This is a genomic window from Pseudomonas sp. S2_F07 (genome assembly GCF_054668325.1).
The window spans coordinates 188,860-213,422 of record NZ_CP162758.1 but is presented as its reverse complement, the minus strand read 5'-3'; the positions used below and the strand labels follow the sequence as shown (position 1 = coordinate 213,422).

Sequence of the window (24,563 nt, the reverse complement as noted above, 5' to 3'; positions counted from 1 at the left end):
TTTTTCAAGATGTCCCGTCCTGAAACCCTTAATCAAAGCGGAATGAGGCGCCGTAGGCCGAATCCGGTAAATGGCTAGCGCCATCTTCCCGTAACCGCGAACGGAAAGTACCGCTCTGTGGCCGGGTGCGATACAAACCACGCTTTTGCAGTTCAGGAATGATCAGCTCAACGAAGTCCTCAAGGCTGCCCGGGCTGATCAGCGGGTTGAGCATGTAGCCGCTGGTGCCGGAAATACGGGCGTGCTCTTCGATCCGGTCGGCCACTTGTTGCGGCGTTCCCACCAGAATCAGGTCACTGCCCCGGGTGACGTTGGCAAAGCGCTGTTTGACATCGCCGGCGGTCAAGGGCTTGCCACTGCCATCGGGACGCATCACATAAGAGGTCATGCCTTCGGTGTGAGTGGACAACGCATCGCTGTCCGCGTAGCGGCTGATGTCGATACCGGTATCCCCGGCATAACTCACCAGTTGCGCCTGCAAGTGATAGTTGCTTTGCAGCTCGTCATATTTGCGCTGGGCTTCGATCTCGGTCCTGGCGGTGACGATGCGCAGCACCGTCAGCGACTTCACATCCTCGGCGTGACGCCCCCGTGCCCTGGCCTGCGTCCATATATCTTCCAGTCCCTGGCGAATCTCCAGCGGGTTGGACTTGGCGATGAAAATCAGTTCGGCGTGCTTGGCCGCAAACTCGCGACCACGGCCTGACCAACCGGCCTGGATCAGCAAAGGTGTACGTTGCGGTGACGGGGACGTCAAATGCGGCCCGGCCACCCGGTAATGCTCGCCAACATGGTTGATCGGTCGCACGCGATCGCCCCTGGCATAGACCTGGCGAGACTTGTCGGCCACCACGGCATCGGTTGCCCAACTGCCCTCCCAGAGCTTGTAGACCACATCGAGAAATTCATCCGCGCGCTCATAGCGATCATCGTGCCTGATCATCTGCTCCAGGCCGAAGTTGCGAGCGGCGCTGGTCAGGTAGGAGGTGACGATGTTCCACCCGACCCGGCCATTGGTCAGGTGATCCAGTGTGCTGAAGCGCCGGGCATGGGTGAAAGGATGCTCGTAACTGGTAGTGACAGTGACGCCGAAGGCGAGGTTTTCCGTCACGGCGGCCAATGCCGGGATGATCATCAACGGATCGTTGGCCGGTGCTTCCACCGCCCACTTCATGGCCGCGTCGGCATTGCCGCCAAACACATCGTAGAAGCCCAGCACATCACCAAAGAACAGCATGTCGAGATGAGCCTGGTCGGCGATGCGTGCCAGATTCGACCAGTAGCCCAGGGAATTGATGGTCAGTCGTTCGTCAGCCGGGTGCGTCCAGAGGCTCGGCGCGCCGCCACAGCCAACACTGGCTTGCTCGTATAACGCAAACAACAGAGGTTTCGGATCGGACATCGTAGTACCTGTAAAAAGTCATTAAACGGACGGGTCAGCGCTGATGCTTGAAACCCTTGCCGTAGTGGCGTTCAAGACGGTTCTGAATCAACTCCAGCCCAATGGACAGGAGCCAATAGATAACGGCTGCGGTGGTGAGCATTTCGATGTAGCGGTAGGACGAGCGACCGTACGACTGCGCCAGGAACATCACTTCCCAGACCCCCATCACCGATATCAACGAAGAGTCCTTGAGCATTGAAATGAACTGACTGGTTGTCGGGGGAATGATCGTGCGCATGGCTTGCGGCAGGACGACGTGCAGGAATGTTGCCGCCGGATTCAGCCCCAGGGCCATCGCCGCTTCGCGCTGCCCGGGTGCGACAGCCATGATGCCGGCACGAAAAATCTCGCTGAGGTAGGCACCATAATTGAGCGACAGCGCAATGATCCCCGCGCTGATGGCGCCCGGAACCACACCCAACTGCGGCAGCCCCAGGTAGATCAGCAGGATCTGGATCAGCAGCGGAGTACCGCGAAAAAAGGACGCATAGAAACTGGCAATGCCGAAAGCCACTGCACTGCGAGACAGGCGTGCCAGTGCCGTCACGAAGCCAAGGAGCAATGAAAACCAGATCGAGCAGAAGCACAAGAACAGTGTCAGCGCGGCGCCCTGCAAGAAACCGTCAGGCCCCAAATGCAGGCCGACCAGGTTGGGCAGCTTCTGCACAATGATCGAGAACTTCAGATCGAAGCTCATGAAAAACATGACGCACAGGGCAAACAGCACTGCCCAGGTCAAATACAGGCGAGTGCGAAAACCAGGTAGCGGGCTGAAACGACGCGTCTGGGTCTCGGGGGCGACAGTCGCCTTGGCCGGGTGTGGATTGAGGGCTGTCATTGGCTGATATCGGCACCGATCCACTTCTGTGAAATCTTGCTTAATGTGCCGTCGGCCTTGAGCTGGGTGACGACCTCAGTGACTTTGGCATTCCATTGCGGATCGCCCTTTTCGATCGCTACCACGTTGGGCTCTGCATACAGGGTGTCGCCGGCAATTTTGAAGCGAGGATCCTGGGCGATGCGTTCGCGAGCGGTGATGAGGTTGGTGACCATGGCATCCAGGCGCACGCCCGTACCCAGGGCCAGATCCTGGAAGGCTACCGTTTCGTTGTCGTACGGCGCGACCTGGACGCTTTCGAATGGATAGCTCAACGGCTTGTCCTCGGCGCCCTCGATCACCAGATCCTTGTTCAGATAGGCTTCATAGGTCGACGCACTGATCACACCGACTTTTTTACCTGACAGATCCTTGCCCGTGGCAATGTTCTTGTCTTTGGCATTCACCACGATCACGGCCGGTGACTGGTAATACTCGACCGGGAAGTCGAACACTTCGGCCCGTGCCTTGCTCGGGGTCATCGAGCAGACGCAGATGTCATAGCGTCCGTTCCAGTGTCCGGCAGCGATGACATCCCAGGACGGTGTCTGCAGCTTGAGCTTCACCCCTAACCGTTGCGCAACGGCCTTGGCGACATCCACGTCAAACCCGTCCAGTTGGTTCTGTTCATTGAGAAAGGAAAATGGCGGATAGCTTTCCATCAGAACGCCGGTCAGCTCCCCGCTGCCGGTTACGCGATCCAGGGTGGCGCCCGCGAACGCCGTCGAGCAGGTAGCCAGTAATGCCAAGCCAAAAGGTAAAAGCGCCTTAGTGTTCACAGACAAGTGCTCCAATCGATTCAAAATACTGAATAGATTAAAACGCACTATAAAAATACTTTGTACTTCCTTTATGGAATATAAGACTGCGTTCAAGCTATATTGGATCGAGCGGTTCAGGCGCTTGTATCGCTGACCCTTGGTGGCAAGCAACACCCCGACCGATCCGCTCGGGGCGTTGCTCTTTCTTCAGCGATAGCAATCGAGCAGGCGTGCGGCGACTTCCTTCAATTGCGCGTCGGCCAGACGGTTGATCCCGGCAGCACGCTTGCGCCCTCCCCCCGTTGGAAACTGCCGGCAGAAGGCATCCGCCGCCAGCCCGGCCTCTTCCGGTACCCGCAGGCTGAACGCCCAGTCACCGTCCGCCCCGGCGCTGAGCAAGCCGATCGCCTTGCGCGGTGCACCGGCCGCCAGCTGGTTGGCCAACACGCCACTGACCCTTCGCGCCCAGGGTTGCTCGGGCAGGCGGTACAGCCGCGCGCCCCGGCCCTCGTGCCAGGGTTCAAGGCCTGCGGCAGCAGCCATGTCGGCGGCGTGGCCGATGCGCAGGGTGGTGAAGCTTGTGCTGTGGCGGATGAAATCCAGCGGGTCGTGGTAAGGCAGCAACTCGGCGGCCAGCGCCAGCGGCTCGAAGTGCAGGTCCGACAGGCTGTCGCCATAGGCGTTGTAGTTGAGCAGCAGGCCTAGCTCCTCCAGGGCCTGCACCTCATCGTTGGCCAGGCCATGCTGCTTCGCCAGCGCCCGCGCCGGCCCGGCCAGGCCGTCACCAAAGGCGGCGGCCACCGCCCAACGGTGATGACGCCCGTCCAGCCAGGTGTTGACCAGCAGGCTGGTGCACACCTGGGCAGCCGTGTCGATGAAGGACTCAAATGCCGGGTGCCGAGGCAGTTCGCCGGCAAAGTGGTGGTCGAAGTAGCGTACCCGGACGCCGGCGTCGAGCAGGCGCCGGGTGGCCTCGCGGTTCTGCTCGTGGGCCACGTCCAGCACCGTGACCCGCTCGCCGGGTCCGGCCTGGACCCGGCGCAACAGTTCGATGTCGCGCTTGACCCCGCTGACCAGGTGCACCTGCGGACCCAGTTCTCCCGCCAGGCGCAACTGCTGCAGGGCGCACAGACCGTCGGCATCGCCGTTGAAGGCGCAGTGATCGATTGTGTTCATCTGCCGTCCTCCTCAGTGCATGACTTCGCCGCCGTTGGCATCGAGCTGCGCGCCATTGATCGCACTGGCGTAGTCCGATGCCAGAAACAACGCAGCGCGGGCGCACTCCTCGTCGCTGCGCATGCGACCGCCAGGGATGCCGGCACTGAACTCGACGCGCACCTGTTCTTCGCTGACACCCCGGGCGGCAGCCGTTTGTCGTACCAGGGCCTGCACCGGCTCGCCCCACATCCAGCCACAGGCCAGGGCGTTGACCCGCAGACCATGGGCCGCCTGCTCACTGGCCAGGTAGCGCACGCTGGCCGCCAGGGCGCTTTTCGACGCGGCATAGGCCGCCCCACCCTGATACGGCTTGCGCACCCCCAGGGTGTTGATCATCACAATCGCCCCCGCACCCTGCGCGCGCATGGGCGCCAGCACCGCGCGGCTCATGTTCAGCGAGCCCAGCAGGTTGACCTCCAGCGCCTCGCGAAGCGGGTCGTTGTCTGCCTCGTCCACCGCCTGGAATCCGCCATGGGAAAAGGCGCTGTTGATCAACGCATCGATACGGCCGAATTGCTCGAGGGTGGCTTCGGCGAAACGCTTGCAGGCCTGCACATCGGTGATGTCGGTGGCCACGCACAGCACTTGGCAATGCCCGGCGACCGCCTTGATGCGTTGTTGCGCCTCAAGCAGGCGGCTCATGTCGCGGGCGCCGATGGCCACGGCCCGCGCCCCTTCCCGTGCGGCCTCCAGGGCCAGTTTGATACCCAGCCCGGGGCCGATACCCGAAACCATCACGACTTTGTCTTTAAGCAGCATGGGATGAATCCTCTTATTGTTTTGGGACAGGCTCAGGCTTGCAGATGCCGGGCGCGGTACTCGGCGTAGTCACGTTGCAGCAGCGTGTCGCTGAGGCCGAACTGGTCAGGACTGTAGTGATGGGCAGCGCGTTTTTCCCGGCCGTTGGCGGACAACCATTGGTCCATGGCCGCCCGGACCTTTGGCGTGCATTCAAGGCCGGCGAAGCGATAGATGCGTTCGACCACTGCCTGGGGCGCGGCCAGGGTGTCTTCGAACTGCACATCGAGAAAGCGCTCGGCCGGCATGCGTTCGCGCACCGCCATGGCATGGCGCAAGGCCCGCGCCATGCGCCGGTTCCACTGCTCGCCGACGGCGATGGCATCGGCCTGGTCGCTGTACAGCTGCCACAGGGTATGGATGAAGCTGGCCAGCGAGGGAATGGTCCTGGCCGGTTCGCGATGAGTGAGCACCACCTGCGCCCCGGGGAACACGTCGAACAACAACTCCAGGGTATGCAGGTGCTGCGGGCTCTTGAGCAACCAACGCCGGCCGGGGGCGATGCCACGGCGTGCCTGCTGCCATTGCAGGAACTGCAAGGTGCGCTTGAGGTAACGGTAGACTTGGGTCTGGTCCTGACGGTCGAGCCAGGCGGTGTAGCTGGGGACGTTGACGTAGGAGTCCATGGCGCAGAGGAACGAGTGCTCCATCAACATGAACTCTTCGTCGGGCTGCTCGGCGTCCAGTGGGTGGATGGCCAGCAACTGCGGAAGGAACTCGATCATCGCCGCCACTTCAGCGCGCGCCAGGCCCAGGCGCTGCAACGGTTGCTCCAGGGTCTCCCCGCTCAGTGGTGCCGGGTAGCGGGTTTCCCACCACTGTGCCTTGCTGAACTGCGGGTCCACCGCCAGGGTGCGTTGCAGCAATGTGGTGCCGGTGCGTGGCAGGCCGACGATCACCAACGGATCGTTGATTTGCAGTTCGAGGATTTCCGGGAAGCGTCGACAATGGTCTTCGATCACCAGACGGTTCACCAGTTGCGCCAGCAGTTTCTCGCGCAACAGTTCACGCCCCCGGGACGACAACCGTGCTTCTTTTTCCAGAGCGTCAGCCAGCACCACCAGGCCCTGGCGAAAATCACCCGGGCCGAAATCCTCAAGGCCACCTGCGCGAGCGCTGGCTTCGGCCAGCAGCAGCTCCGGAGAAAAATCGTTGCCGCTCATAGTGCCAGCTCCTTGAGGTCATTGAGTTTGACCACGCGGGTGGTCGGGTGAACCGGTTGCGTGGCGCCGACCCAGCGCAGGCACAGGGTGCCGTGGGGATGGCCGGCGGTTTCCAGCCAGTTGGCCAGGCCCGGGTCACGGTGGCTGAGGACCATGCGCAGGCTGCCGTCCGCCGCAAGCTGTGCCGAGTGCTTGTTCAGGCAGATGCGGTGGTAGCGGTAGTCGAGCGACTCCATCCAGTAGTTGTTGATCTGCAGGTTCCAGAAGTCGCAGGCCGGCACCTGATCGACTTCGATCAATAGCGCTTCGTCGTCGGCCAGCGCCCAGCAGGAGTGGTAATAGAAGATGTTGGGGTCGCCGCCCACGGACTGGCACAGCGCCTGGTCGGCAGGCGGCAGCTGGTTGCTGTGCTGCTGGTAACCCTGGGCCCAGTCGGCGAACAAGCGCGCAGTGTTCTCGACGAAACTGCCGACCCGCTGCAGGCTTTGTTGCAGGCCCGCGGCATCCAGCGGCACGGGTGCCTGGCTGGCCTGCAGGCGCTCGATGCGCAGTTGCGCCGGTTGCTCGCTGCTGCGATCGAGAAAGGTCTGGCGCACGATCAGCGCATTGCTCTGCGGCTCAAGGGGCAGCCAGTTGCCGCTGGCCGGCGGGCGCTGGCTGAGGATGATTTCGAAATTGCCCTCGGCATCCAGTTGCAGTTGCCCGGCGTCGATAAAGCCGGTCTGGATCATCTTGCCGTCCGTCTCGTAACCGCCCTTCTGCGAACCGAAGCTCAGGTAGGCGACACTGCCGCGCTGGCCGCTGACCCGGTATTCGTGCTCGCCGTTCAGGCGCGCATAGCGGTACAGGTTGTCGGGGTTGTCGGCGCCGATCTTGGCGGTTTCATGGGAAGGGGTGATGAACCCGGGGAAGTCGGGGTCGGCGAATTCCGGGTGCATCTCCAGGGCGATGCGCAGCAAGCGGGTGAGGTAGCGAAAGCCTTCGGCGCGGGTCTGCTCGTCGGCCGGGGCTTCGGCACGCAGTATTTGTTCGCCGCTGCGGCGCAACTGCTCGCAAAACCGGGTCCAGGTCTCACCGCTGATGACCTCCTGTTGGGGGGTGTCTGTAGCCATGTCAGTCTCCTCTGCCGGCGGAGGGCCCGCCGCTGTAGACGACCTTAGGGAGAAGCGCGGCAACGGTTCTTCGTCCATGCGGACTAAACGCCCGATCTAGTCCGGGGGGACGAGGAGCCGACGGGTACAAGCGGTGAGGATCGCGCCTGAGCCCGGGGCTCACTGGCGCCACCGTCCGTAGCGCGCAGTCATCCTCACAGGAGCCACCCATGAGCGCAGAAAAAAACCTGGTCCGTTCGCTGACCGTGGACATCGCCGCCCCGGCCGAACTGGTCTGGGCAATCCTCATCGACCTGCCCGCCTACCCGCAGTGGAACCCCTACACGGTCAAGGTCGAGTCGAGCCTGGTGCTCGGCGAGCCGGTCAACCTGTTCCTGCCCAATCCGGGGCGCCCGGGTGAACTGCTGCACGTGATCGAGTACCTGGCGGACTTCGAGCCCCACCGGCTGCTCGCCTGGGAGATGTATGCCAACGCCGGCAATCCCGACGCGGCCCGTCGCGAGCAACACATCGAGCACACCGGCGCGGCCAGTTGCCGCTACCACACCACCGACCAGTTCCTCGGCGCCACCGCCGACCAGGTCATGACCGACCATGGCGCTTGGGTCAAGCAAGGGTTCGATGCCGTTGCCCATGCCCTCAAGGTCCGTGCCGAGACGCTGTACGCGTCCGTCGCGTGATCTTCAACCGCCGGCGCTTCTTCGTCCGAGCAGACGAAGAGGCACCGGCGGTGCTTTACCTACCGTGGTGTTCAGCCGGCACCCATCCCGGCAGAACACGAGGAGGTATCCGATGTTGACTCATCTGCAATGGCTGGAAGCGGAAAGCATCCAGATCATCCGCGAAGTGGTGGCCGAGTGTGAGAACCCGGTGATGCTCTACTCCATCGGCAAGGACAGCGCGGTCATGCTGCACCTGGCGATGAAAGCCTTCGCCCCGGGCAAGCCGCCCTTCCCCCTGCTGCACGTGGACACCACCTGGAAGTTTCGCGAAATGATCGCCTTTCGCGACCAGACCGCCGAACGCCTGGGCCTGGAACTGCTGGTGCACATCAACCCCGAAGGCGTGGAAAAGGCCATCGACCCCTTCATCCACGGCTCGGCCGTGCACACCGATGTGTGGAAGACCCAGGGCCTGAAGCAGGCCCTGGACCACTACGGTTTCGATGCCGCGTTCGGCGGTGCCCGGCGCGACGAAGAAAAGTCGCGGGCCAAGGAGCGGGTGTTTTCCCTGCGCTCCGAGCAGCACCGCTGGGACCCCAAGCAGCAACGCCCGGAGCTCTGGCGCCTGTACAACACCCGCAAGCGCAAAGGTGAAAGCCTGCGGGTGTTCCCCCTGTCGAACTGGACCGAGCTGGATATCTGGCAATACATCTACCTGGAACAGATCCCCATCGTGCCTTTGTACTTCGCCAAGGAGCGCCCGGTGGTGCGCCGTGACGGCACGCTGATCATGGTCGACGACGAGCGCTTGCCGCTGCTGCCGGGAGAAACCCCGGAACTGCGCAAGGTGCGCTTCCGCACCCTGGGCTGCTACCCGTTGACCGGCGCCATCGACAGTGACGCCGACAACCTGCCGGCGATCATCAGCGAAATGCTGGTCAGCCGCACCTCGGAACGCCAGGGCCGCCTGATCGACAGCGATTCGGCGGGCTCCATGGAGAAGAAGAAACAAGAGGGGTATTTCTGATGAACGCGATCACCGATGCACGCAATGGCGACCTGACGCCCTACCTGCAACAACAGCAGAACAAGCAACTGCTGCGCTTCATCACCTGTGGCAGTGTCGACGACGGCAAGAGCACCCTGATCGGCCGCCTGCTGTATGAATCCAAGGTGCTGTTCGAGGACCAGTTGGGCCAGCTCGAAGCCGACTCGAAAAAGCTCGGTACCCAGGGTGACGAACTGGATTTCGCCCTGTTGGTGGACGGCCTGAGCGCCGAGCGCGAGCAAGGCATCACCATCGATGTGGCTTACCGTTTTTTTGCCACCGACAAGCGCAAGTTCATCGTCGCCGACACACCCGGCCACGAACAGTACACCCGCAACATGGTCACCGGCGCGTCCACCGCCGACCTGGCGGTGATCCTCATCGACGCCCGCCAGGGCCTGCTGACCCAGACCCGCCGACACAGTTACCTGGTGTCGCTGCTGGGTATTCGCAAGGTGGTGGTGGCGATCAACAAGCTCGACCTGGTGGACTATTCCCAGGCATTGTTCGAGCGCATCGAAGCCGAGTATCGCGCCTTCGCCGCGCAGATCGGCCTGCTGGATATCCAGTGCATCCCGCTGTCGGCACTGCGCGGTGACAACATGCTCCAGGCCAGCCCCAACACGCCCTGGTACCAGGGCCCGAGTCTGCTCGCCTACCTTGAAGACGTACCGCTGGAGCAGGACCGGCAGAGCAATGCGGCGTTCCGTTTGCCGGTGCAGTGGGTGAACCGGCCGAACCTGGATTTTCGTGGCTATTGCGGCAACGTCGTGGCCGGCAGCGTGAGCGTCGGCGAGCGTATCCGCGTGCTGCCCTCGGGCCAGCAGAGCGAGATCACCGGTATCCTGGGCAGCGCCGGGGAGCAGCAGCAAGCCCTGTGCGGCCAGGCCGTGACCCTGACCCTCAAGGACGAGATCGACATCAGCCGCGGCGATGTGATCGCCCTGGCCGACGCCCCGCCGGCGGTGGCCGACCAGTTCGAAGCGACCCTGGTCTGGATGGACGAACAGCCCCTGTTGCCGGGCCGCCCGTACCTGATGAAAATCGGTTACCGCACCGTTGGCATGAGCTGCGCCAACCTCAAGCACCGGGTCGATGTGAACAGCCTCGAGCATCTGGCGGCCAAGACCCTGGAACTGAATGGCATTGGCGTGTGCAACCTGCACCTGGACCGGCCGATCGCCTTCGATGCCTATGCCGACAACCGCGACACCGGAGGCTTTATCGTCATCGACCGCCTGAGTAATCGCACGGTCGGCGCCGGCATGCTGCACTTCGCCTTGCGCCGTGCGCAGAACGTGCACTGGCAGGCCATCGACGTCAACCGCGAGGCCCACGCCGCGCTCAAGGGCCAATCGCCGCGAGTGCTGTGGTTTACCGGTTTGTCCGGCGCGGGCAAGTCGACCATCGCCAACCTGGTCGAACGCAAGCTGCATGCCCTGGGCCGGCACACCTACCTGCTCGACGGTGATAACGTGCGCCACGGTCTGAACCGCGACCTGGGTTTTACCGAAGCCGACCGGGTGGAAAACATCCGACGGGTTTCGGAGGTGGCCGGGCTGATGCTCGATGCCGGGCTGATCACCCTGGTCTCGTTCATCTCGCCGTTCCGTGCCGAGCGTGACATGGCCCGCAGTCTGGCAGGCGACGGCAACTTCCTCGAGATCTTCATCGATGCGCCGCTGGCCCTGGCCGAGCAGCGCGACCCCAAGGGCCTGTACCTCAAGGCCCGGCGCGGTGAGCTGAAAAACTTCACTGGCATCGACTCACCCTACGAGCCGCCGGTGGCGCCGGACATCCACATCGACACCCAGTTCGAGTCCGCCGAGGCCGCCGCCGAACGCATCGTCGAAGCCCTGCTGGCGCTGTAACGGCTGCCGGGCGCAGCCTGCCCCTTGGGCATGCGCTGCGCCCCTAGGCCAAACGGACGATTTTGCTGTCGTAACCCCGGTCGATACTCGCCCATGACAACACGCAGCCAAAGAGGCGCGCATGACCCTGCCCTTTTCCACCTGCCCGGACCTGCACGCCAGCATCGACATCCCCTCTGCCGAGCTCAGCAGCCTGCTCGGGCTGGTCTACCACGGCACGCTGGAGCCAACGCCCTGGGCCAGTTTGCTCGAAGCCCTGCGCCAGCGCTTCGCCGTCAGCTTCTTCACCCTGGTGCTGCGCAACCCCGACCATGAACGCCCCGGGCTGATCGTCAATGCCTCGGTGCATGGCGCGCTGTTGCCCGGCGAGCCCTCCTACAGCGAGCACTTCTATTCGATCTGCCCGTTCCTCGACTGGCCCGCGGACCAGGTGGCCAGTGCCGACCAGGTGCTGGGCACAGAGGCCTGGCTGGCCCATGATTTCTACCGCAACTACCTGCAGCCCCTGGACCTGCGCGATGTGCTGGTGGCCAACATGCGCACCGCCGCCGGCATGCACTGCGCGCTGTTCGCCTGCCGCGACCACGCCAGCGAAGCCTTCACCCCGGCGCAGCTCAACCTGATCCGCCTGTTGTTGCCGCACCTGCAACAGGCGGTGGACCTGCACTCGGCGGTGGATCAACTGGATGCCGAACGCCAGCTCTACGCGGCCACCATCGACCGCCTGATGGTGGGCACGGCCATCCTCGACGAGAACGGCCGGATGATGCGCTGCAACCGTGCCGCCCAGCGCCTGTTCGACAGCCATGACGGCCTGGAGTGCAAGCACGACAAGCTCTGTGCCTTCGCCAACCATGAGAACCGCACACTGCAGCAGGCCATCCAGGCGGTGCTGAAACAGCGCCCGCGGGGCCTCGACGACCTGCAAGTCCTGACCCTGTCGCGGCCCAGCGGCGAGATGCCGCTGAACTTGCTGCTGCGCCCGATTGCCATGAACTACCAGACCCACAACAGCGCCCGACGCCCCGCAGTGGTGGTATTCATCCGCGATCCCGCCGACTCGCCCCAAGCCTCCCGAGACCTGCTGCGCAGCCTGTTTCAGCTGACCCGCACGGAAACCGAAGTGGCCATGCTGGTCATGGACGGCCAGACCCTCGACGAGACGGCCGAGGCACTCGGAGTTTCGCGCAACACCGTGCGCGCCCACCTGCGCGGAGTGTTCGCCAAGACCGGCGCCACGCGCCAGGCGCAACTGGTCAAGACCTTGCTCAATAGCGTGGCGTCGTTGGGGTAGCGGTCATATCGCAGCCGTATCAACCCGTTGCACCGAAAGCCGCGCTGACGGGTGAAAATGGCGACATGCGCTCCGTCCCGGACTGTATAGACAGAAGACTGGACGGCCTAGGGGAATTGGTTAATCCGATTGCGACTAAGCCATAGTGCTTATGGTGATTAGCCTTGGTGGAAAGTTGCGTCACAGCAGCAATACTCCGTTCTGCTGCGAAAACCATTCGCAGAATGGCGTGGGGCAATAAGTCATGAACTCTAGCGTCTGCGAAGCGAAAGAATCTCGATTTTCGTTAATCAAGCGATGTCTCCACCAGCCGCTATTGCACTTTCTGATCGCAGGCTTTGCACTCTTTGTGTTGTACGGAGGTTTACACCGTTCAACCCTTGATCAAGATCCGCAACGCATCGAAATCACCCCCGAAGTTGTTCAGCGGATCGCGATTTCCTGGCTGGCACGATGGCAACGACCCGCATCGGAGCAACAGTTGCAGGGCCTGATTGAGGAATATGTGAAAGAGGAAATCCTCTATCGCGAAGCGCTGAAACTTGGCCTGGATAAAGATGACACTATTATTCGCCGCCGACTGGCGCAAAAAATGGACTTCCTCGCCGAGGATGTAGCGTCACTTCGCGAACCGGCACCCGGTGTACTTGAGGCCTGGTATATCCAGCATCAGGACCAATATGCCCCGCCGCCACTTTTGACCTTCCATCATTTGTTTTTCGCCTTCGACAAACGTGGCGCGGATGCGCAAGCGCAGGCTCAGTCCGCACTCAGTGGGCTATCTGACAAGAACAGTGGTGAAGGCGATGCCTTCATGTTCAAAAACGCCTATACAGAACAATCCCGGGATCAGGTGGCGCGGGTCTTTGGTTCAACGTTCGCCACTTCATTGTTCAAACAAACGCCGGGGGGGTGGGCGGGGCCTGTGGAGTCGGGTTTTGGCTGGCATCTGGTGTGGATTGATGCACTGACCAAATCACCTCCTCCGCCCTTCGAAACCGTGGCCCGGCAGGTCAAGTCCGATTGGTTGTCCGAACAGCGCAGTGCATCGAAACGCGCGAGTTTCGATGCACTGAAAGCACGCTATGAGGTCGTAGTGATGATGCCTGCTTCTTCCGGTGCGATTGCCGCCACACAGACGCAGCGGTCGCGATGAGGCGCGCAGTCTGGCTGATGTTGGTGCTCTGGCTCATGGGGCTGCCGGCCATGGCCCATGAGTCGCGCCCTGCTTACCTGGAACTCAACGAAACGGCCGTCGGGCGCTATGACGCATTGTGGCGCACGCCGCTGCTTTCAGGCATGCGATTGCCGATTGCGCTCCGGTTTGCCGAAGGTATTCGTACTGTCGTTGAGCCCGTGGAAAGCGAACTGAACGATTCACTGATCGAGCGTCGCGTCATTGATGCCGGTCCCGCAGGGCTGGTCGGGCAACGTATTGAATTCATCGGTCTGCAAGCGAGCATCACCGATGTGTTGGTGCGTGTCTCGCGCCTGGATGGCAGCCTGACGACCACCCTCGTCCACCCTGCGCAACCCTGGATAGAGATCGCTGCCACGCCGGGAGCGTTTTCGGTGGCCGGTGCATTTCTGGTCCATGGCATCCAGCACATCCTGGGAGGCTTCGATCACCTGCTGTTCGTCTTCGGTCTCCTGTTGCTGGTGAGTAATGGCTGGATGCTGGTGAAGACCATCACCGCATTCACCCTCGCCCATTCCGTCACTCTGGCACTCGCTACACTGGGTGCGGTGCGGCTGCCCGGCCCTCCTGTGGAAGCGACGATCGCGCTGAGCATTCTGTTGCTGGCAGTGGAAATCGCCCGCAAGAACCGTGACGAAACCAGTTTCACACTCCAGTGGCCATGGGTGGTGGCGTTCTGTTTTGGCTTGTTGCATGGCTTCGGTTTTGCCGGTGCGCTGGCGCAAATCGGATTGCCGCAGCGCGACCTGCCGCTGGCGCTGTTCACCTTCAATGTCGGCGTCGAGATCGGCCAGTTGATGTTCGTCGCCGTCGTGTTGAGCCTGCGCGAACTGCTGCTGCGTTGTCGATTGCCACAGCCTGCAGTCCTGTATGCCCGACCAATTGCTTCTTACGGGTTGGGCACGCTGGCTGCCTTCTGGTTTTTCGAAAGAGTCTCGAGTTTCCTGTCCTGAGTTGCACCCTGTCATTGCCGTATTCCGGAGACGTGGAATATGAAAAACCCTACACACTTCACCGCACCAACACTGCTCGGTTGCGCCGTGTTTACTGTCAGCACGCTGGCATTGGCAGAGGGCAACCCGGATCGCGAGGTTTACTTTGGCCAGACGCACTCGCACAGCTCCTGGTCAATTGATGCCTACCTGATCGGCAACCACCAGGTCGATCCCGAGCAGACGTACCAATTCTCACTGGGGATGCCGATCAAGCATCCAATGGGGTTTGAAGTACAACTCAAGGGTCGCCCGCTGGATTTCCATGGCGTGACCGACCACTCGGAATACGTGGGCGTAATCGCCCTGGCCAACGATCCGAAGTCAGACTTCAGCAAGCAGCCCATCGCGCAAAAGCTGATTGTCAAAACCCCGGAAGATTTCAACCGGGTGTTCAAATGGATCGCCGGCAGCTTGAGCCACCCGATCAAGGAGCTGATCGATCCGAAGGTCGCCGGCAATATCTGGCAGCAGAGCATCGCCATCGCCGACAAGTACTACAAGCCCGGCAAGTTCACCACGTTTGTCGCCTATGAATGGACCTCGGCCCCCAACAATCAAAACATGCACCGCAATGTGTTTTTTCGCGACTCGAAGAAGGTGCCGGACCTGCCCTTCACAGCCCTCGATTCGGACAAACCGGAGGATTTGTGGGGCTGGATGGACGATCAACGCAAAAAAGGCAACGAGGTGCTGGCGATCTCCCACAACGCCAATCTCAGCAACGGCCTGATGTTCCCAGTGGACGTAGATGACCGTGGCCGCCCCATCGATGCCGCCTGGGCCGAGACGCGGATGCGCAATGAATCCCTCACCGAAATTCACCAGGTAAAGGGCACCTCGGAAACCCACCCCGAACTGTCGCCGACAGACGAATTTGCCAATTATGAAATCATGAATTTCCTGCTCGGCATCGACAACAGCACGTCGAAAATCAATGGCAGTTACGTAAGGCAAGCCTGGCAAAACGGCATGGCTTTGCAGCAAGCCCGTGGATACAACCCCTACAAAATGGGCGTGGTCGGCGCCAGCGACTCGCACAATGGGGTGATTCCTTATTCCCAAAGCTACAACTTCGGCTCCCACGGCTTTACCGACAGCACCCCGGCGGCGCGTCTTTCCGGCAAACAGAACTCGGGGTTGATTGCCTTGCAAACCAGCACTTCCGGTCTGGCCGGTGTCTGGGCCGAAGAAAACACCCGCGAAGCGATCTTCGATGCCATGAAGCGCAAAGAAGTCTATGGCACCAGCGGCGTGCGCATCCCCGTGCGCATGTTTGGTGGCTGGGGCTTCGACAGCGGTTTGTGGAATGAAAAAGACTGGGTGCATGCGGCCTACGCCAAGGGCGTTCCCATGGGCGGCGACTTGCCGGCAAAACAGGGCAAACAGGCGCCGTCCTTCGTGGTGTGGGCGGTCAAGGATGTCGACGATGGCAACCTCGACCGAATCCAGATCATCAAGGGCTGGACCAAAAACGGCCAGACCTTCGAGAAGATCTACGACGTCGCCTGGTCCGGTGATCGCCAACCGGACCAGGCCACCGGCAAAATCCCACCGGTGGGTTCCACGGTCGATGTTTCCAAGGCGACTTACACCAATACCATTGGTGCCACCGAGCTGAAAAAAGTCTGGGTCGATCCGGATTTCGATCCGGCCCAGCACGCGTTCTACTACGCCCGCGTGCTCCAGATTCCGACCCCGCGCTGGAGCACCTATGACGCGGCCAAGTTGCAAGTGCCGCCACCGGCCGATGTCTCGGCCACCGTCCAGGAGCGTGCGTGGACTTCGCCGATCTGGTACACGCCGACCGTTGAGGACAGCAAGCTTGTCGCTGCTGGCAAAACCATCGACCAGCTGAAAAGCGAAGGCGCCAAAGCGCTCACTAACGAGCAGTTGCAAGCCTACGTGGTGGGTAAGACCATCAAGGTGCGCAATACCGTCACGGGCCAGACGTTCGAGATCGTCTATGGAACAGGAGGCCAACGCCTGGTCACCAGCGTCGATGGCAAGCCGCCTACGCAAGGGGAATACCTGAACCTGCTGCATGACGGCCAGTTTGGCGTGCCGGCCAAATATGAAATCAAGGACGGGCATCTGGTGACAACACTCGGCGGTACGCCCTTCGAGGCCACAGTATTCGAGCAAAACGGCAAATACATGGCGGTTCGCAGCAATGAGTTTGGCTATGTGAATTATGAAGTTGAGGAGGTCAAGTAGCGTCGGGGCTGGACGCCCCGTTGCAGCAAGATCAATACCCTCACGAACCGTTCATTAGCGGACAACACAGGCTGTCCGCCAGCCGAGGAAATCTCAAGCACACCAGGCCGGGTTCTCTATCAATAGCGCCATGCCCTGCCCGCCGCCAACACAGGCCGCGGCGACGCCGTAACGCAGATTGTGCTCACGCAGTTGTCGGGCCAGGGTCAGCACCAGACGCAAGCCGCTGGCGGCCAAGGGGTGGCCAAGCGCCAACGAACCGCCCTGGACGTTCAGACGCGAAGGGTCCAGTTCCAGTTCCTGAGCCACCGCCAGGACCTGGGCGGCCTGGGCTTCGTTGATTTCAAAGCGACCGATCTGCTCCAGGTTCAGGCCGCTGCGTTGCAACAGCAGGCGAATCGCCGGTGCCGGACCGATGCCCATGAACTCCGGCGCCACCCCGACCACCGCGCTGGCCCGCAGCAAGGCCAAGGGTATATCCCGACAGGCCGAAGCGCGCCCGACCAGGGCAGCCGCCGCGCCATCAACCACCGCACAACTGTTGCCGGCGGTTTGCACCCCGTCTTCGTGCACGCTGCGCAACCGGGCCAACGCCGCGATGTCACCGGGTCGTGGGTGGCTGTCCTGACTCACCGTGGCGACACCGCGTGACAGGCGGATGCCCCGTGGCTGATAGCCTTGCAGTTCGAACACCTGATGCCCCACGGCAACGATCTCGGGTGCCAGCCACCCCGCTTGTTGTGCCGCAAACGCCTGCTGATGACTGGCACAGGCGTAGGCGTCCACCGCTTCGCGACTCAGCCCATAACGCCGCGCCAGGTTGTCGGCGGTGGTGATCATGTCCACCCCGGGGGCCGGGTCGTACAAGGCTTCCCAGAGAAAATCCTTGAACTGCACTTGCGCGCCAAGGCGGAAGCCACCTCGATGGGTATAGGCCGCAATCGGATTGCGCGACATCGATTCGGTGGCCACGCACAGAGCCAATTGCACGCCGTCATCCAATTGCCTGGCGGCCTGGCGCAGCAGTTCGAAACCGGTGGCGCAGATGCGCTGCACCCCCAGTGCCGGTACCGACTGCGCCACGCCGCTGTAGAGGCCAATGTGCCGTGGCAGCAGGTAGGCATCGAAGCTGGCCTGGGCCATGGAGCCCGCCAGCACGCTGTCGACCGCCAGCGGATCGACTTGCGCGCGCGCCAGTACTTCGCGCCCGACCTTGATGCCCAGGTCGATCGGCGACACCTCGGCCAACGCCCCGCCGAGGTCCACCCACGGCGTGCGCACCGCATCGAAAATCGCCGCATCGGTAAAGGCCGAGTACTGCCCGCCGGTGTTCAGGACTTCGCTCACGACTTCGCCCCGGCACGCAGGATGGCCGGATCGAGCCCGCGATACAGCGCCTCGACCTGCTCCGCGCGCCACTGCAATACCGCACGCTGATTGATCGAGCCCTTGTCGGTGATTTCACCCCGGTCGATAGACGCCGGCTCGTCGAGCAAGGCGATCCATTCCAGGCGACTGGCATTGCCCGTGGCGTCGCGATTGAGTCGCTGCAACCAGCCGGCAAACCATTCGCGCACCGGCGCGCTGGCCAACACCTCGGTGTCACTGGCACTGGCCGCCAACCCTGATAGCCGTCGACATTCGAACATCCGCGCAAACACCAACGCGCCCAGGCATTCGCGATCCGGCGCGGTCACCACCAGGTCCTGGACATAGGGCGAACCTTCGAGCACCGCACGACTGCGCAAGGGCCCGACGCTGACAAACACGCCGGATGACAATTTGAAATCTTCGGCGATACGCCCGTCGAACATCAGCCCCAATTGCGGATCACGCGGGTCGGCGAGCTTGAGCGCATCGCCGGAACAGTAGAAGCCCTGCGGGTCGAACGCATCGAGCGTCTGCTGCGGTGACCGCCAGTAGCCGGGCATGATGTGCGGCCCACGAAAGCGTCCTTCCAGCTTGCCGTCCACCGGCACCAGGCGCACCTCGCAACCGGGCGCCGGCAAGCCGACATAACCGGCCATGGACAACGGCCCGGTGGTGAAGGTGCAGGACGGTGAAGCCTCGGTCATGCCGAGCCCGGCCATCATGCGGATACGCTCGCCGCAGTGCTGTTCGCTGATCCGGTCGAGGCGGTCCCAGACGCTTTGCGACAGACCGGCCGCAGCAAAGAAAAACAGGCTGATGCGCTTGAAAAAGATCTCCCGCAACTCCGCGTCCTGCTCCAGTGCCGAGGCCAGTTCCTCCCAGCCCTTGGGCACGGTCAGGTAGGCGGTGGGCGACACTTCCTTGAGGTTACGCAGGGTCTGCGCGAAACCCTGCGCCGTGGGCTTGCCGTCGTCCAGGTAAAAGCTGCCACCGTTGTAGAGCACGATGCCGACGTTATGGCTGCCGCCGAAGGTGTGATTCCATGGCAGCCAGTCCACCAGCACCGGCGGTTCTTCGCCGAACACCGGAAATGTCTGCAACAGCATCTGTTGGTTAGAGCACAGCATGCGCTGGGTGGTGATCACCGCCTTGGGCAGTTTGGTCGAGCCAGAGGTGAACAGGAACTTGGCGATGCTGTCCGGCCCCGTGCCGGCAAACGCGGCTTCGGCCTCGGCCCCGCCCGGCTGCTCAAGCAGGCTGGCAAAGCTGACCTGGTTACGCCCGGCGATTTGGCCACGGACGGTGATCAATGGCGTTTGGGCCGGCAGCACCGCCTCGATGGCGCGTTGGTAGGCCGCGGCGTCACTGACAAACACCAGGCCGGGCTGCAGCAGCTCGCAGACGTGACGCAGCTTGGCGAAATCCTGGGACAACAGCGAATAGGCCGGCGATACCGGGCAGTAGGGAATGCCCGCGTACAGGGCACCGAACGCCAGTTGCAAATGTTCGATGTCGTTGCCCGAAAGCAGCACCAACGGTTTCTCTGCGCACAGCCCGTAACTCAGTAAGCGCTGGGCAATGGCGCGAACGCTGTCGAGCATCTCGGCATAGCTGACCCGGCGCCACTCACCGTCGGCCTGGCGGGCGGCAATGAAAGTCTGCTCGGGACGCACCCGGGCCCAATGCACCAGACGGTCAAGCAGGCGCGGCGGATACTCGGCCAATGGCTCCAGGGAACGCATGTGCAATGCGCCCTGCCGCTCTGTCACCTCGACCGCGGCGCGACCGATGGACACGTGGCGGTAGCGCGGCGCGCCGGCCTCGGTGTGGGGTTGCGATCTGAATTCGGAACTCACGTGCTTGTTCTCCATCAAGGCACGCTACCACCAAGCCGCACGAATGGGCATGGTGGTAGCTGCAGCCTTTTTTATTGTTATTTCTGCGGTTCAGATCGGGTAATGCCGTGGTCCATGCTGCAAGGTGACCCAGCGCAACTGAGTGAAATGCTCGATGGATGCCTTGCCGCCAAAGCTGCCGTAGCCGCTGGACTTGACCCCGCCGAAGGGCATTTGCGCTTCGTCGTGCACGGTCGGGCCATTGATATGGCAGATGCCCGACTCGACCCGTTGGGCCAGCGCCAGGGCACGCCCGGTATCACGGCTGAAGATCGCCGCCGACAACCCGAACTCGGAATCGTTGGCCAGACGCAACAACGCTTCATCGCCATCACCACGCAACAACACCGCTACCGGGCCGAAGGACTCTTCGCGGTACAGGCGCATGCTCTCGTTGACACCATCGAGCAGGGTCGGCTGCAAAATGCTGCCTTCCAGTTGCCCGCCAATCACCAGCCGCGCGCCCTTGGCGACGGCATCATCGATCAGCGACTTGATGCGCGTGCCGGCACTGGCATCGACCAGCGAACCGAGCACTGAATCCGTCGCCGCAGGATCACCGGCGCGCAAGGTCTCGACCTTGGCCGCCAGTTTGGCGACGAAGGCATCGGCAACCTTGGCATCGACGATCAGCCGTTCAGTGGACATGCAGATCTGGCCCTGATTGAAATACGCGCCAAAGGCTGCCGCCGCCACCGCTGCATCCAGGTCGGCATCATCGAGCACCAGCAACGGCGCCTTGCCGCCCAGCTCCAGCAGCGCCGGTTTGAGGTGACGCGCCGAGAGCTCACCAACGATGCGCCCGACATGGGTCGAACCGGTGAAGTTGACCCGCCGCACCGCCGGGTTGGCGATCAGCCGCTCGACAATCGCCGGGGCATCGGCCGGGGCATTACTGATGACGTTGACCACGCCATCGCCCAATCCGGCATCCTGCAAGACCAGGCCGATCAGGCGGTGTGCCGCCGGGCTCAGCTCCGAAGCCTTGAGCACCACGGTATTGCCGCACGCCAGCGGCATGGCGATGGCGCGGGTGGCGAGAATCACCGGGGCGTTCCACGGGGCAATGCCCAACACCACACCGCAGGGTTGGCGCAGGGCCATGGCAAAACTGCCCGGCACATCCGAAGGGATGACTTCGCCATTGATCTGGGTGGTCATCGACGCCGCTTCACGCAGCATGTTGGCCGCCAGCCGCACGTTGAAACCGTACCAGTTGGCCATGGCCCCGGTTTCGCCAGCCGCAGCAATGAACTCGTCGCTGCGCGCCTGCAACTGCTCGGCGGCCTTGAGCAAACGGGTGCGACGTTCATTGGGCGCCAGGGCGGCCCAGGCGGGAAACGCTGCCTGGGCCGCAGCCACCGCGGCATCGGCATCTTCCAGGGTGGCGGCGGCTACCCGCGATACCACTTCACCGGTCACCGGGTTGCGGCGTTCGAAGGTCCGACCGTCGCGGGCAGGCAGCGACTGGCCGCCAATCAGCAGGGGCACGTCCAGCATGGTGATTCCTCTTTATTGTCTTTATCGGGAATACAGTCGAGCGATACAGAGCGCCGGGGCAGACATGCACCCGGCGATCAGTCTCAGCGCTTGTAGGCCTGCAGACCGGGCTTGATGCTCTTGTCGTCGAGGAACTGCTTCATGCCCTGTTCGCGACCACCTTCGGTGTCGAGCAGGCGCGACTGGTCGAGCTTGGCGTACAGGTAGTCCTCGTTCTGCTCCCAGGTCAGCTCGCGGCAGCGCTTGAAGCCATGCTTGGCCGCACGCAGCACCACCGGGTTTTTCTCCAGCAGGTTGCGCGCCAGATCCACGGTGACTTCACGCAGTTGCGCCAGGGGCACGCTTTCGTTGACCAGGCCCATCTCGGCGGCTTTCTGCCCACCGAAGGTCTTGCCGGTCATGATGTAGTACAGCGATTGACGGTGGCCCACGGTGTCGGCCATGGCCTTGCTCACCAGGTTGCCCGGCGGGATGCCCCAGTTGATTTCCGAGAGGCCGAAGGTTGCTTCATCGGCGCAGATCGCCAGGTCACAGGCCACCAGCGGACTGAAGCCGCCACCGAAACACCAGCCGTTGACCATGGCGATGGTTGGCTTGGCGTACATGCGCAGCAGTTTCCATTGCCATTGCGAGGCTTCGCGGCGGATTTTTTCCTGGAGGATCTCCGGGCCCGCGTCCACTTCGCGAAAGTACTCCTTGAGGTCCATGCCCGCGGTCCAGGCGTCACCGGCACCGGTCAGCACCAACACGCCGGCCGCCGGGTCCTGCTCCAGGGTTTCCAGCACATCGATCATTTCCCGGTTGAGCGTCGGGCTCATGGCGTTGCGTTTTTCCGGGCGATTGAGGATGACCCAGGCGATGCCTTCTTCGATCTCGACCTTGACGGTTGTCCAGCGACCTTCGTAATTGCTCATGGCGATGCTCTCTTGTTCTTGGCTTGAAGATGACTGGAAATTAAAGGAGCGACTTAGTTATGTCAATTAACTATTAATCGAATTAACCATTTTTTTATCTACCCGCAAATATCCTTCCACCCCATCGCTGTGAACGACGGGCATAGCTATCAGCGGCCAACCCCGGCAAACTAGATACACTTGTTAACCTCCACCTCTTCAGGATTCACCCGCAATGGCCAAGCCCTCTCCCCTCGCCGACCAGAGCGAGTCCCCGTCCGCCACCGCCGAGCTGCAGGCACCGCTGGATTCGGCACTGGATGACCTGATCGGCTACGCGATGCGGCGCGCCCAACTCAAGCTGTTCCAGAACCTGATCGGTCGCCTGTCAGCCCACGACCTGCGCCCCGCGCAGTTCTCGGCCCTGGCGATCATCGACCAGAATCCGGGGCTGATGCAGGCCGACCTGGCCCGGGCCCTGGCCATCGAGCCGCCGCAGGTGGTGCCGCTGCTCAATAAACTGGAAAGCCGCGCGCTGGCGGTGCGGGTGCGTTGCAAGCCGGACAAACGCTCCTACGGGATCTTCCTGAGCAAGACCGGCGAAACTTTGCTCAAGGAGCTCAAGCAAATCGCCGCGCAAAGCGATTTCGACTCCACGTCAGCGCTGACCGGCGGGGAACGCGAAGAACTGCTGCGCCTGCTCAAGAAGGTTTATCAGGACTGAACGCGTTATGCCGGCACACCCCCGAGGGGTGGCCGGCCAGGAACATCGAGCAACTTGGCGTTACCAGATAGGCAAGGTGTAGAGCACCTGGAACCGGGTCTGGTTTTCGTCACGAAAGGCCGTACCGCTCGGGAAGTCGTTGCGATAGATCGCCTTGCGCGCCAACAGCCCGACGTTTTTCAGCGGACCGCTCTGAATCACATAACCCAGTTCCATCTGGAATTCGCGCTCTTTGCGGTCCTCGGCGTTGAAGGCGGCCAGCTCAATGTTGTCGCCGCGCACGTAACGCAACCTTCCCTTCAAGCCGGGCACCCCGGACGCGACGAAGTCGTAGTCATAGATCGCTTGCCAGGTGCGCTCCTTGGCGTTGAGAAAATCCGAAGCCATGGTCTGTTCGCTCATGCCCATCAACTCCGTGCCGGAGATGTAGGGCGTCGCCGTGTCGCCGCTGGAATGCATGTAGCCGAGGCTCACACGGTGCCCGCCGAGGCGGTAGCCGAACAATGCCGAGAGGTTGCGGTTGTCCACCTCACCCGCTTTGGCGGCGCCATCCTCACGGCTGAAAAAACTGCGCAAGTCACTGGTGAACACACCGTCGCCGAGCGGCAGGTTGTGCAGCAGCGCCAGGGTGTCCTGTTGGTACAACTCGGCCACCTCCGCATGGTAGGCGCGCAGACTGAGTTCTTTGTTGACCTGATAATCGCCCCCCACGTACGCCAGATGCGAGGTCGTGGCGGCGCCGTTGAATCGCCGGTTTGGCGTGGCGATACTCATGGCCTGATAGTCCGTGGAATCGCGCTTGTTGATGCGGTCGATGTAGCCGGTGTTGAGGGTCAGGCCATCGAAATCTTTGGAACTGAGGGTCGTGCCGCGAAAGGTCTGTGGCAACAGTCGCGATGGGCTGGCGAAAGCGAACGGCAGGAAAATCGAGACATCGCCGCTCTTCACCGTGGATTGGGCAAATCTTAGTTTGGCTGTCGGGGCGAGCCGTGAATATTCATCCGCCGCGCGCTTGTCGCTGGCCGACACCGGCAACAACTCGGTGCCGCTGCGATGCGGCGCGGAGTCGAGCTTGACCCCCAGCAACCCGCGAACGTCCAGACCGAAACCCACAACCCCTTCGGTAAACCCCGACTCCATGCCAAGGATGAACCCCTGGGCCCACTCCCGCGCAGCAGACTTGGCCCCGCCATCCTTGTAGTCACGGTCCATGTAGTAATTGCGCAGGGTCAAGTTTGCGTGACTGTCCTCGATAAACCCCTCGGCCCGCAGCTCAGAGGGCAGAACGCTGACGCCTAGCAGTGCCACGACCCACCCTGGATGGACACTGCAGACGCAGGGAAGTGACGCTACGGAACCGCTGTTCATAGGGCGTTTTGGCATGTTCGATGTCCACTTTTTATTGTTGTTCGTGGGTGCCGGATCCGCACGGGACTGCCGGCTTCACGACCAGAGAATGGAAACAGCCAAGGGTCGCCGTCAATCGCAGATGACCGATAATCGAACATTAATATTATTATCTATT

The 24,563-nt window shown here is 62.2% G+C and carries 20 protein-coding genes; 8 read left to right on the top strand and 12 right to left on the bottom strand.

Going from position 1 to position 24,563, the window contains the following annotated elements; translation table 11 throughout:
- Window positions 1-28: 28 nt before the first annotated feature.
- The 7 genes from AB4O40_RS00995 to AB4O40_RS00965 form a co-directional block, all read right to left on the bottom strand.
- Window positions 29-1,402 (bottom strand): LLM class flavin-dependent oxidoreductase, encoded by a 1,374-nt coding sequence (locus tag AB4O40_RS00995; RefSeq protein WP_056722857.1) that lies wholly within the window; start codon window positions 1,400-1,402, stop codon window positions 29-31.
- A gap of 34 nt (window positions 1,403-1,436) precedes the next feature.
- Complete coding sequence (locus AB4O40_RS00990; protein WP_460056622.1) at window positions 1,437-2,282, bottom strand: amino acid ABC transporter permease; 846 nt, start codon at window positions 2,280-2,282, stop codon at window positions 1,437-1,439.
- Window positions 2,279-3,100 carry an ABC transporter substrate-binding protein gene (locus tag AB4O40_RS00985; protein WP_409079466.1) on the bottom strand — a complete coding sequence of 274 codons (822 nt, stop codon included), beginning with the start codon at window positions 3,098-3,100 and terminating at the stop codon, window positions 2,279-2,281. The genes AB4O40_RS00990 and AB4O40_RS00985 overlap by 4 nt, the downstream gene beginning before the upstream one ends.
- A 189-nt stretch (window positions 3,101-3,289) precedes the next feature.
- Window positions 3,290-4,258 (bottom strand): DHH family phosphoesterase, encoded by a 969-nt coding sequence (locus tag AB4O40_RS00980; protein ID WP_460160127.1) that lies wholly within the window; start codon window positions 4,256-4,258, stop codon window positions 3,290-3,292.
- Between the two features lie 12 nt (window positions 4,259-4,270).
- Window positions 4,271-5,059: an SDR family oxidoreductase gene (locus tag AB4O40_RS00975; RefSeq protein ID WP_460056628.1), complete on the bottom strand. Its 789-nt coding sequence runs from the start codon at window positions 5,057-5,059 to the stop codon at window positions 4,271-4,273.
- Window positions 5,060-5,091: 32 nt separating this feature from the next.
- The gene (locus AB4O40_RS00970) at window positions 5,092-6,261 is read right to left on the bottom strand and encodes a sulfotransferase family protein (protein WP_460056630.1); all 1,170 of its coding nucleotides are present in this window, start codon (window positions 6,259-6,261) and stop codon (window positions 5,092-5,094) included.
- Window positions 6,258-7,373 carry a DUF1214 domain-containing protein gene (locus tag AB4O40_RS00965; protein ID WP_460160126.1) on the bottom strand — a complete coding sequence of 372 codons (1,116 nt, stop codon included), beginning with the start codon at window positions 7,371-7,373 and terminating at the stop codon, window positions 6,258-6,260. Before AB4O40_RS00965 ends, AB4O40_RS00970 begins: the two co-directional genes overlap by 4 nt.
- A gap of 209 nt (window positions 7,374-7,582) precedes the next feature.
- Between AB4O40_RS00965 and AB4O40_RS00960 the strand changes: the two genes are divergently transcribed.
- From AB4O40_RS00960 to AB4O40_RS00930, 7 genes are all read left to right on the top strand, one after another.
- Window positions 7,583-8,053: an SRPBCC domain-containing protein gene (locus AB4O40_RS00960; RefSeq protein ID WP_223541643.1), complete on the top strand. Its 471-nt coding sequence runs from the start codon at window positions 7,583-7,585 to the stop codon at window positions 8,051-8,053.
- 112 nt (window positions 8,054-8,165) lie between these two features.
- Window positions 8,166-9,062, top strand: a complete 897-nt coding sequence (gene cysD, locus AB4O40_RS00955; protein ID WP_460056633.1) for a sulfate adenylyltransferase subunit CysD — start codon at window positions 8,166-8,168, stop codon at window positions 9,060-9,062.
- A complete protein-coding gene (gene cysN, locus AB4O40_RS00950) occupies window positions 9,062-10,954 on the top strand; it encodes a sulfate adenylyltransferase subunit CysN (RefSeq protein WP_460056636.1) in 1,893 nt (630 codons plus the stop codon). Before cysD ends, cysN begins: the two co-directional genes overlap by 1 nt.
- Before the next feature lie 121 nt (window positions 10,955-11,075).
- Window positions 11,076-12,248 carry a helix-turn-helix transcriptional regulator gene (locus AB4O40_RS00945; protein ID WP_056722886.1) on the top strand — a complete coding sequence of 391 codons (1,173 nt, stop codon included), beginning with the start codon at window positions 11,076-11,078 and terminating at the stop codon, window positions 12,246-12,248.
- A 244-nt stretch (window positions 12,249-12,492) separates the two neighbouring features.
- Window positions 12,493-13,404 (top strand): peptidyl-prolyl cis-trans isomerase, encoded by a 912-nt coding sequence (locus AB4O40_RS00940; RefSeq protein ID WP_413966573.1) that lies wholly within the window; start codon window positions 12,493-12,495, stop codon window positions 13,402-13,404.
- Window positions 13,401-14,399 (top strand): HupE/UreJ family protein, encoded by a 999-nt coding sequence (locus AB4O40_RS00935; RefSeq protein ID WP_056722890.1) that lies wholly within the window; start codon window positions 13,401-13,403, stop codon window positions 14,397-14,399. Before AB4O40_RS00940 ends, AB4O40_RS00935 begins: the two co-directional genes overlap by 4 nt.
- A gap of 39 nt (window positions 14,400-14,438) precedes the next feature.
- Window positions 14,439-16,655, top strand: a complete 2,217-nt coding sequence (locus AB4O40_RS00930; protein WP_056722892.1) for a DUF3604 domain-containing protein — start codon at window positions 14,439-14,441, stop codon at window positions 16,653-16,655.
- Between the two features lie 93 nt (window positions 16,656-16,748).
- Here the strand turns inward: AB4O40_RS00930 and AB4O40_RS00925 are convergent, their stop codons facing one another.
- From AB4O40_RS00925 to AB4O40_RS00910, 4 genes are all read right to left on the bottom strand, one after another.
- On the bottom strand, window positions 16,749-17,990 hold the full coding sequence (locus tag AB4O40_RS00925; RefSeq protein ID WP_460058016.1) for a thiolase family protein: 1,242 nt from the start codon (window positions 17,988-17,990) through the stop codon (window positions 16,749-16,751).
- Between the two features lie 8 nt (window positions 17,991-17,998).
- The gene (locus AB4O40_RS00920; RefSeq protein WP_223542104.1) at window positions 17,999-19,882 is read right to left on the bottom strand and encodes a feruloyl-CoA synthase; all 1,884 of its coding nucleotides are present in this window, start codon (window positions 19,880-19,882) and stop codon (window positions 17,999-18,001) included.
- A 90-nt stretch (window positions 19,883-19,972) separates the two neighbouring features.
- On the bottom strand, window positions 19,973-21,421 hold the full coding sequence (locus AB4O40_RS00915; protein ID WP_056722897.1) for an aldehyde dehydrogenase: 1,449 nt from the start codon (window positions 21,419-21,421) through the stop codon (window positions 19,973-19,975).
- 83 nt (window positions 21,422-21,504) lie between these two features.
- Entirely contained in the window at window positions 21,505-22,335 is an 831-nt protein-coding gene (locus AB4O40_RS00910) for a p-hydroxycinnamoyl CoA hydratase/lyase (protein WP_056722899.1), read from the bottom strand.
- A 214-nt stretch (window positions 22,336-22,549) separates the two neighbouring features.
- On the opposite strand from AB4O40_RS00910, the gene AB4O40_RS00905 reads away from it, so the two are divergent.
- Window positions 22,550-23,038, top strand: coding sequence for a MarR family winged helix-turn-helix transcriptional regulator (locus AB4O40_RS00905; protein ID WP_056722902.1), 489 nt, complete (start codon window positions 22,550-22,552; stop codon window positions 23,036-23,038).
- A 60-nt stretch (window positions 23,039-23,098) separates the two neighbouring features.
- Here the strand turns inward: AB4O40_RS00905 and AB4O40_RS00900 are convergent, their stop codons facing one another.
- On the bottom strand, window positions 23,099-24,406 hold the full coding sequence (locus tag AB4O40_RS00900) for an OprD family porin (RefSeq protein ID WP_223542105.1): 1,308 nt from the start codon (window positions 24,404-24,406) through the stop codon (window positions 23,099-23,101).
- Between the last annotated feature and the right edge of the window lie 157 nt (window positions 24,407-24,563).

What these genes read in the sequence shown, in the direction of transcription:
- cysD (WP_460056633.1), top strand. Translation starts at nt 8,166, where the DNA reads ATGTTGACTCATCTGCAATGGCTGGAAGCGGAAAGCATCCAGATCATC.
- AB4O40_RS00965 (WP_460160126.1), bottom strand. Translation starts at nt 7,373, where the DNA reads ATGGCTACAGACACCCCCCAACAGGAGGTCATCAGCGGTGAGACCTGG.
- AB4O40_RS00900 (WP_223542105.1), bottom strand. Translation starts at nt 24,406, where the DNA reads ATGAACAGCGGTTCCGTAGCGTCACTTCCCTGCGTCTGCAGTGTCCAT.
- AB4O40_RS00960 (WP_223541643.1), top strand. Translation starts at nt 7,583, where the DNA reads ATGAGCGCAGAAAAAAACCTGGTCCGTTCGCTGACCGTGGACATCGCC.
- AB4O40_RS00980 (WP_460160127.1), bottom strand. Translation starts at nt 4,258, where the DNA reads ATGAACACAATCGATCACTGCGCCTTCAACGGCGATGCCGACGGTCTG.
- AB4O40_RS00940 (WP_413966573.1), top strand. Translation starts at nt 12,493, where the DNA reads ATGAACTCTAGCGTCTGCGAAGCGAAAGAATCTCGATTTTCGTTAATC.
- AB4O40_RS00945 (WP_056722886.1), top strand. Translation starts at nt 11,076, where the DNA reads ATGACCCTGCCCTTTTCCACCTGCCCGGACCTGCACGCCAGCATCGAC.
- AB4O40_RS00970 (WP_460056630.1), bottom strand. Translation starts at nt 6,261, where the DNA reads ATGAGCGGCAACGATTTTTCTCCGGAGCTGCTGCTGGCCGAAGCCAGC.
- AB4O40_RS00910 (WP_056722899.1), bottom strand. Translation starts at nt 22,335, where the DNA reads ATGAGCAATTACGAAGGTCGCTGGACAACCGTCAAGGTCGAGATCGAA.
- AB4O40_RS00915 (WP_056722897.1), bottom strand. Translation starts at nt 21,421, where the DNA reads ATGCTGGACGTGCCCCTGCTGATTGGCGGCCAGTCGCTGCCTGCCCGC.
- AB4O40_RS00935 (WP_056722890.1), top strand. Translation starts at nt 13,401, where the DNA reads ATGAGGCGCGCAGTCTGGCTGATGTTGGTGCTCTGGCTCATGGGGCTG.
- AB4O40_RS00995 (WP_056722857.1), bottom strand. Translation starts at nt 1,402, where the DNA reads ATGTCCGATCCGAAACCTCTGTTGTTTGCGTTATACGAGCAAGCCAGT.
- AB4O40_RS00905 (WP_056722902.1), top strand. Translation starts at nt 22,550, where the DNA reads ATGGCCAAGCCCTCTCCCCTCGCCGACCAGAGCGAGTCCCCGTCCGCC.
- AB4O40_RS00990 (WP_460056622.1), bottom strand. Translation starts at nt 2,282, where the DNA reads ATGACAGCCCTCAATCCACACCCGGCCAAGGCGACTGTCGCCCCCGAG.
- AB4O40_RS00975 (WP_460056628.1), bottom strand. Translation starts at nt 5,059, where the DNA reads ATGCTGCTTAAAGACAAAGTCGTGATGGTTTCGGGTATCGGCCCCGGG.
- cysN (WP_460056636.1), top strand. Translation starts at nt 9,062, where the DNA reads ATGAACGCGATCACCGATGCACGCAATGGCGACCTGACGCCCTACCTG.
- AB4O40_RS00930 (WP_056722892.1), top strand. Translation starts at nt 14,439, where the DNA reads ATGAAAAACCCTACACACTTCACCGCACCAACACTGCTCGGTTGCGCC.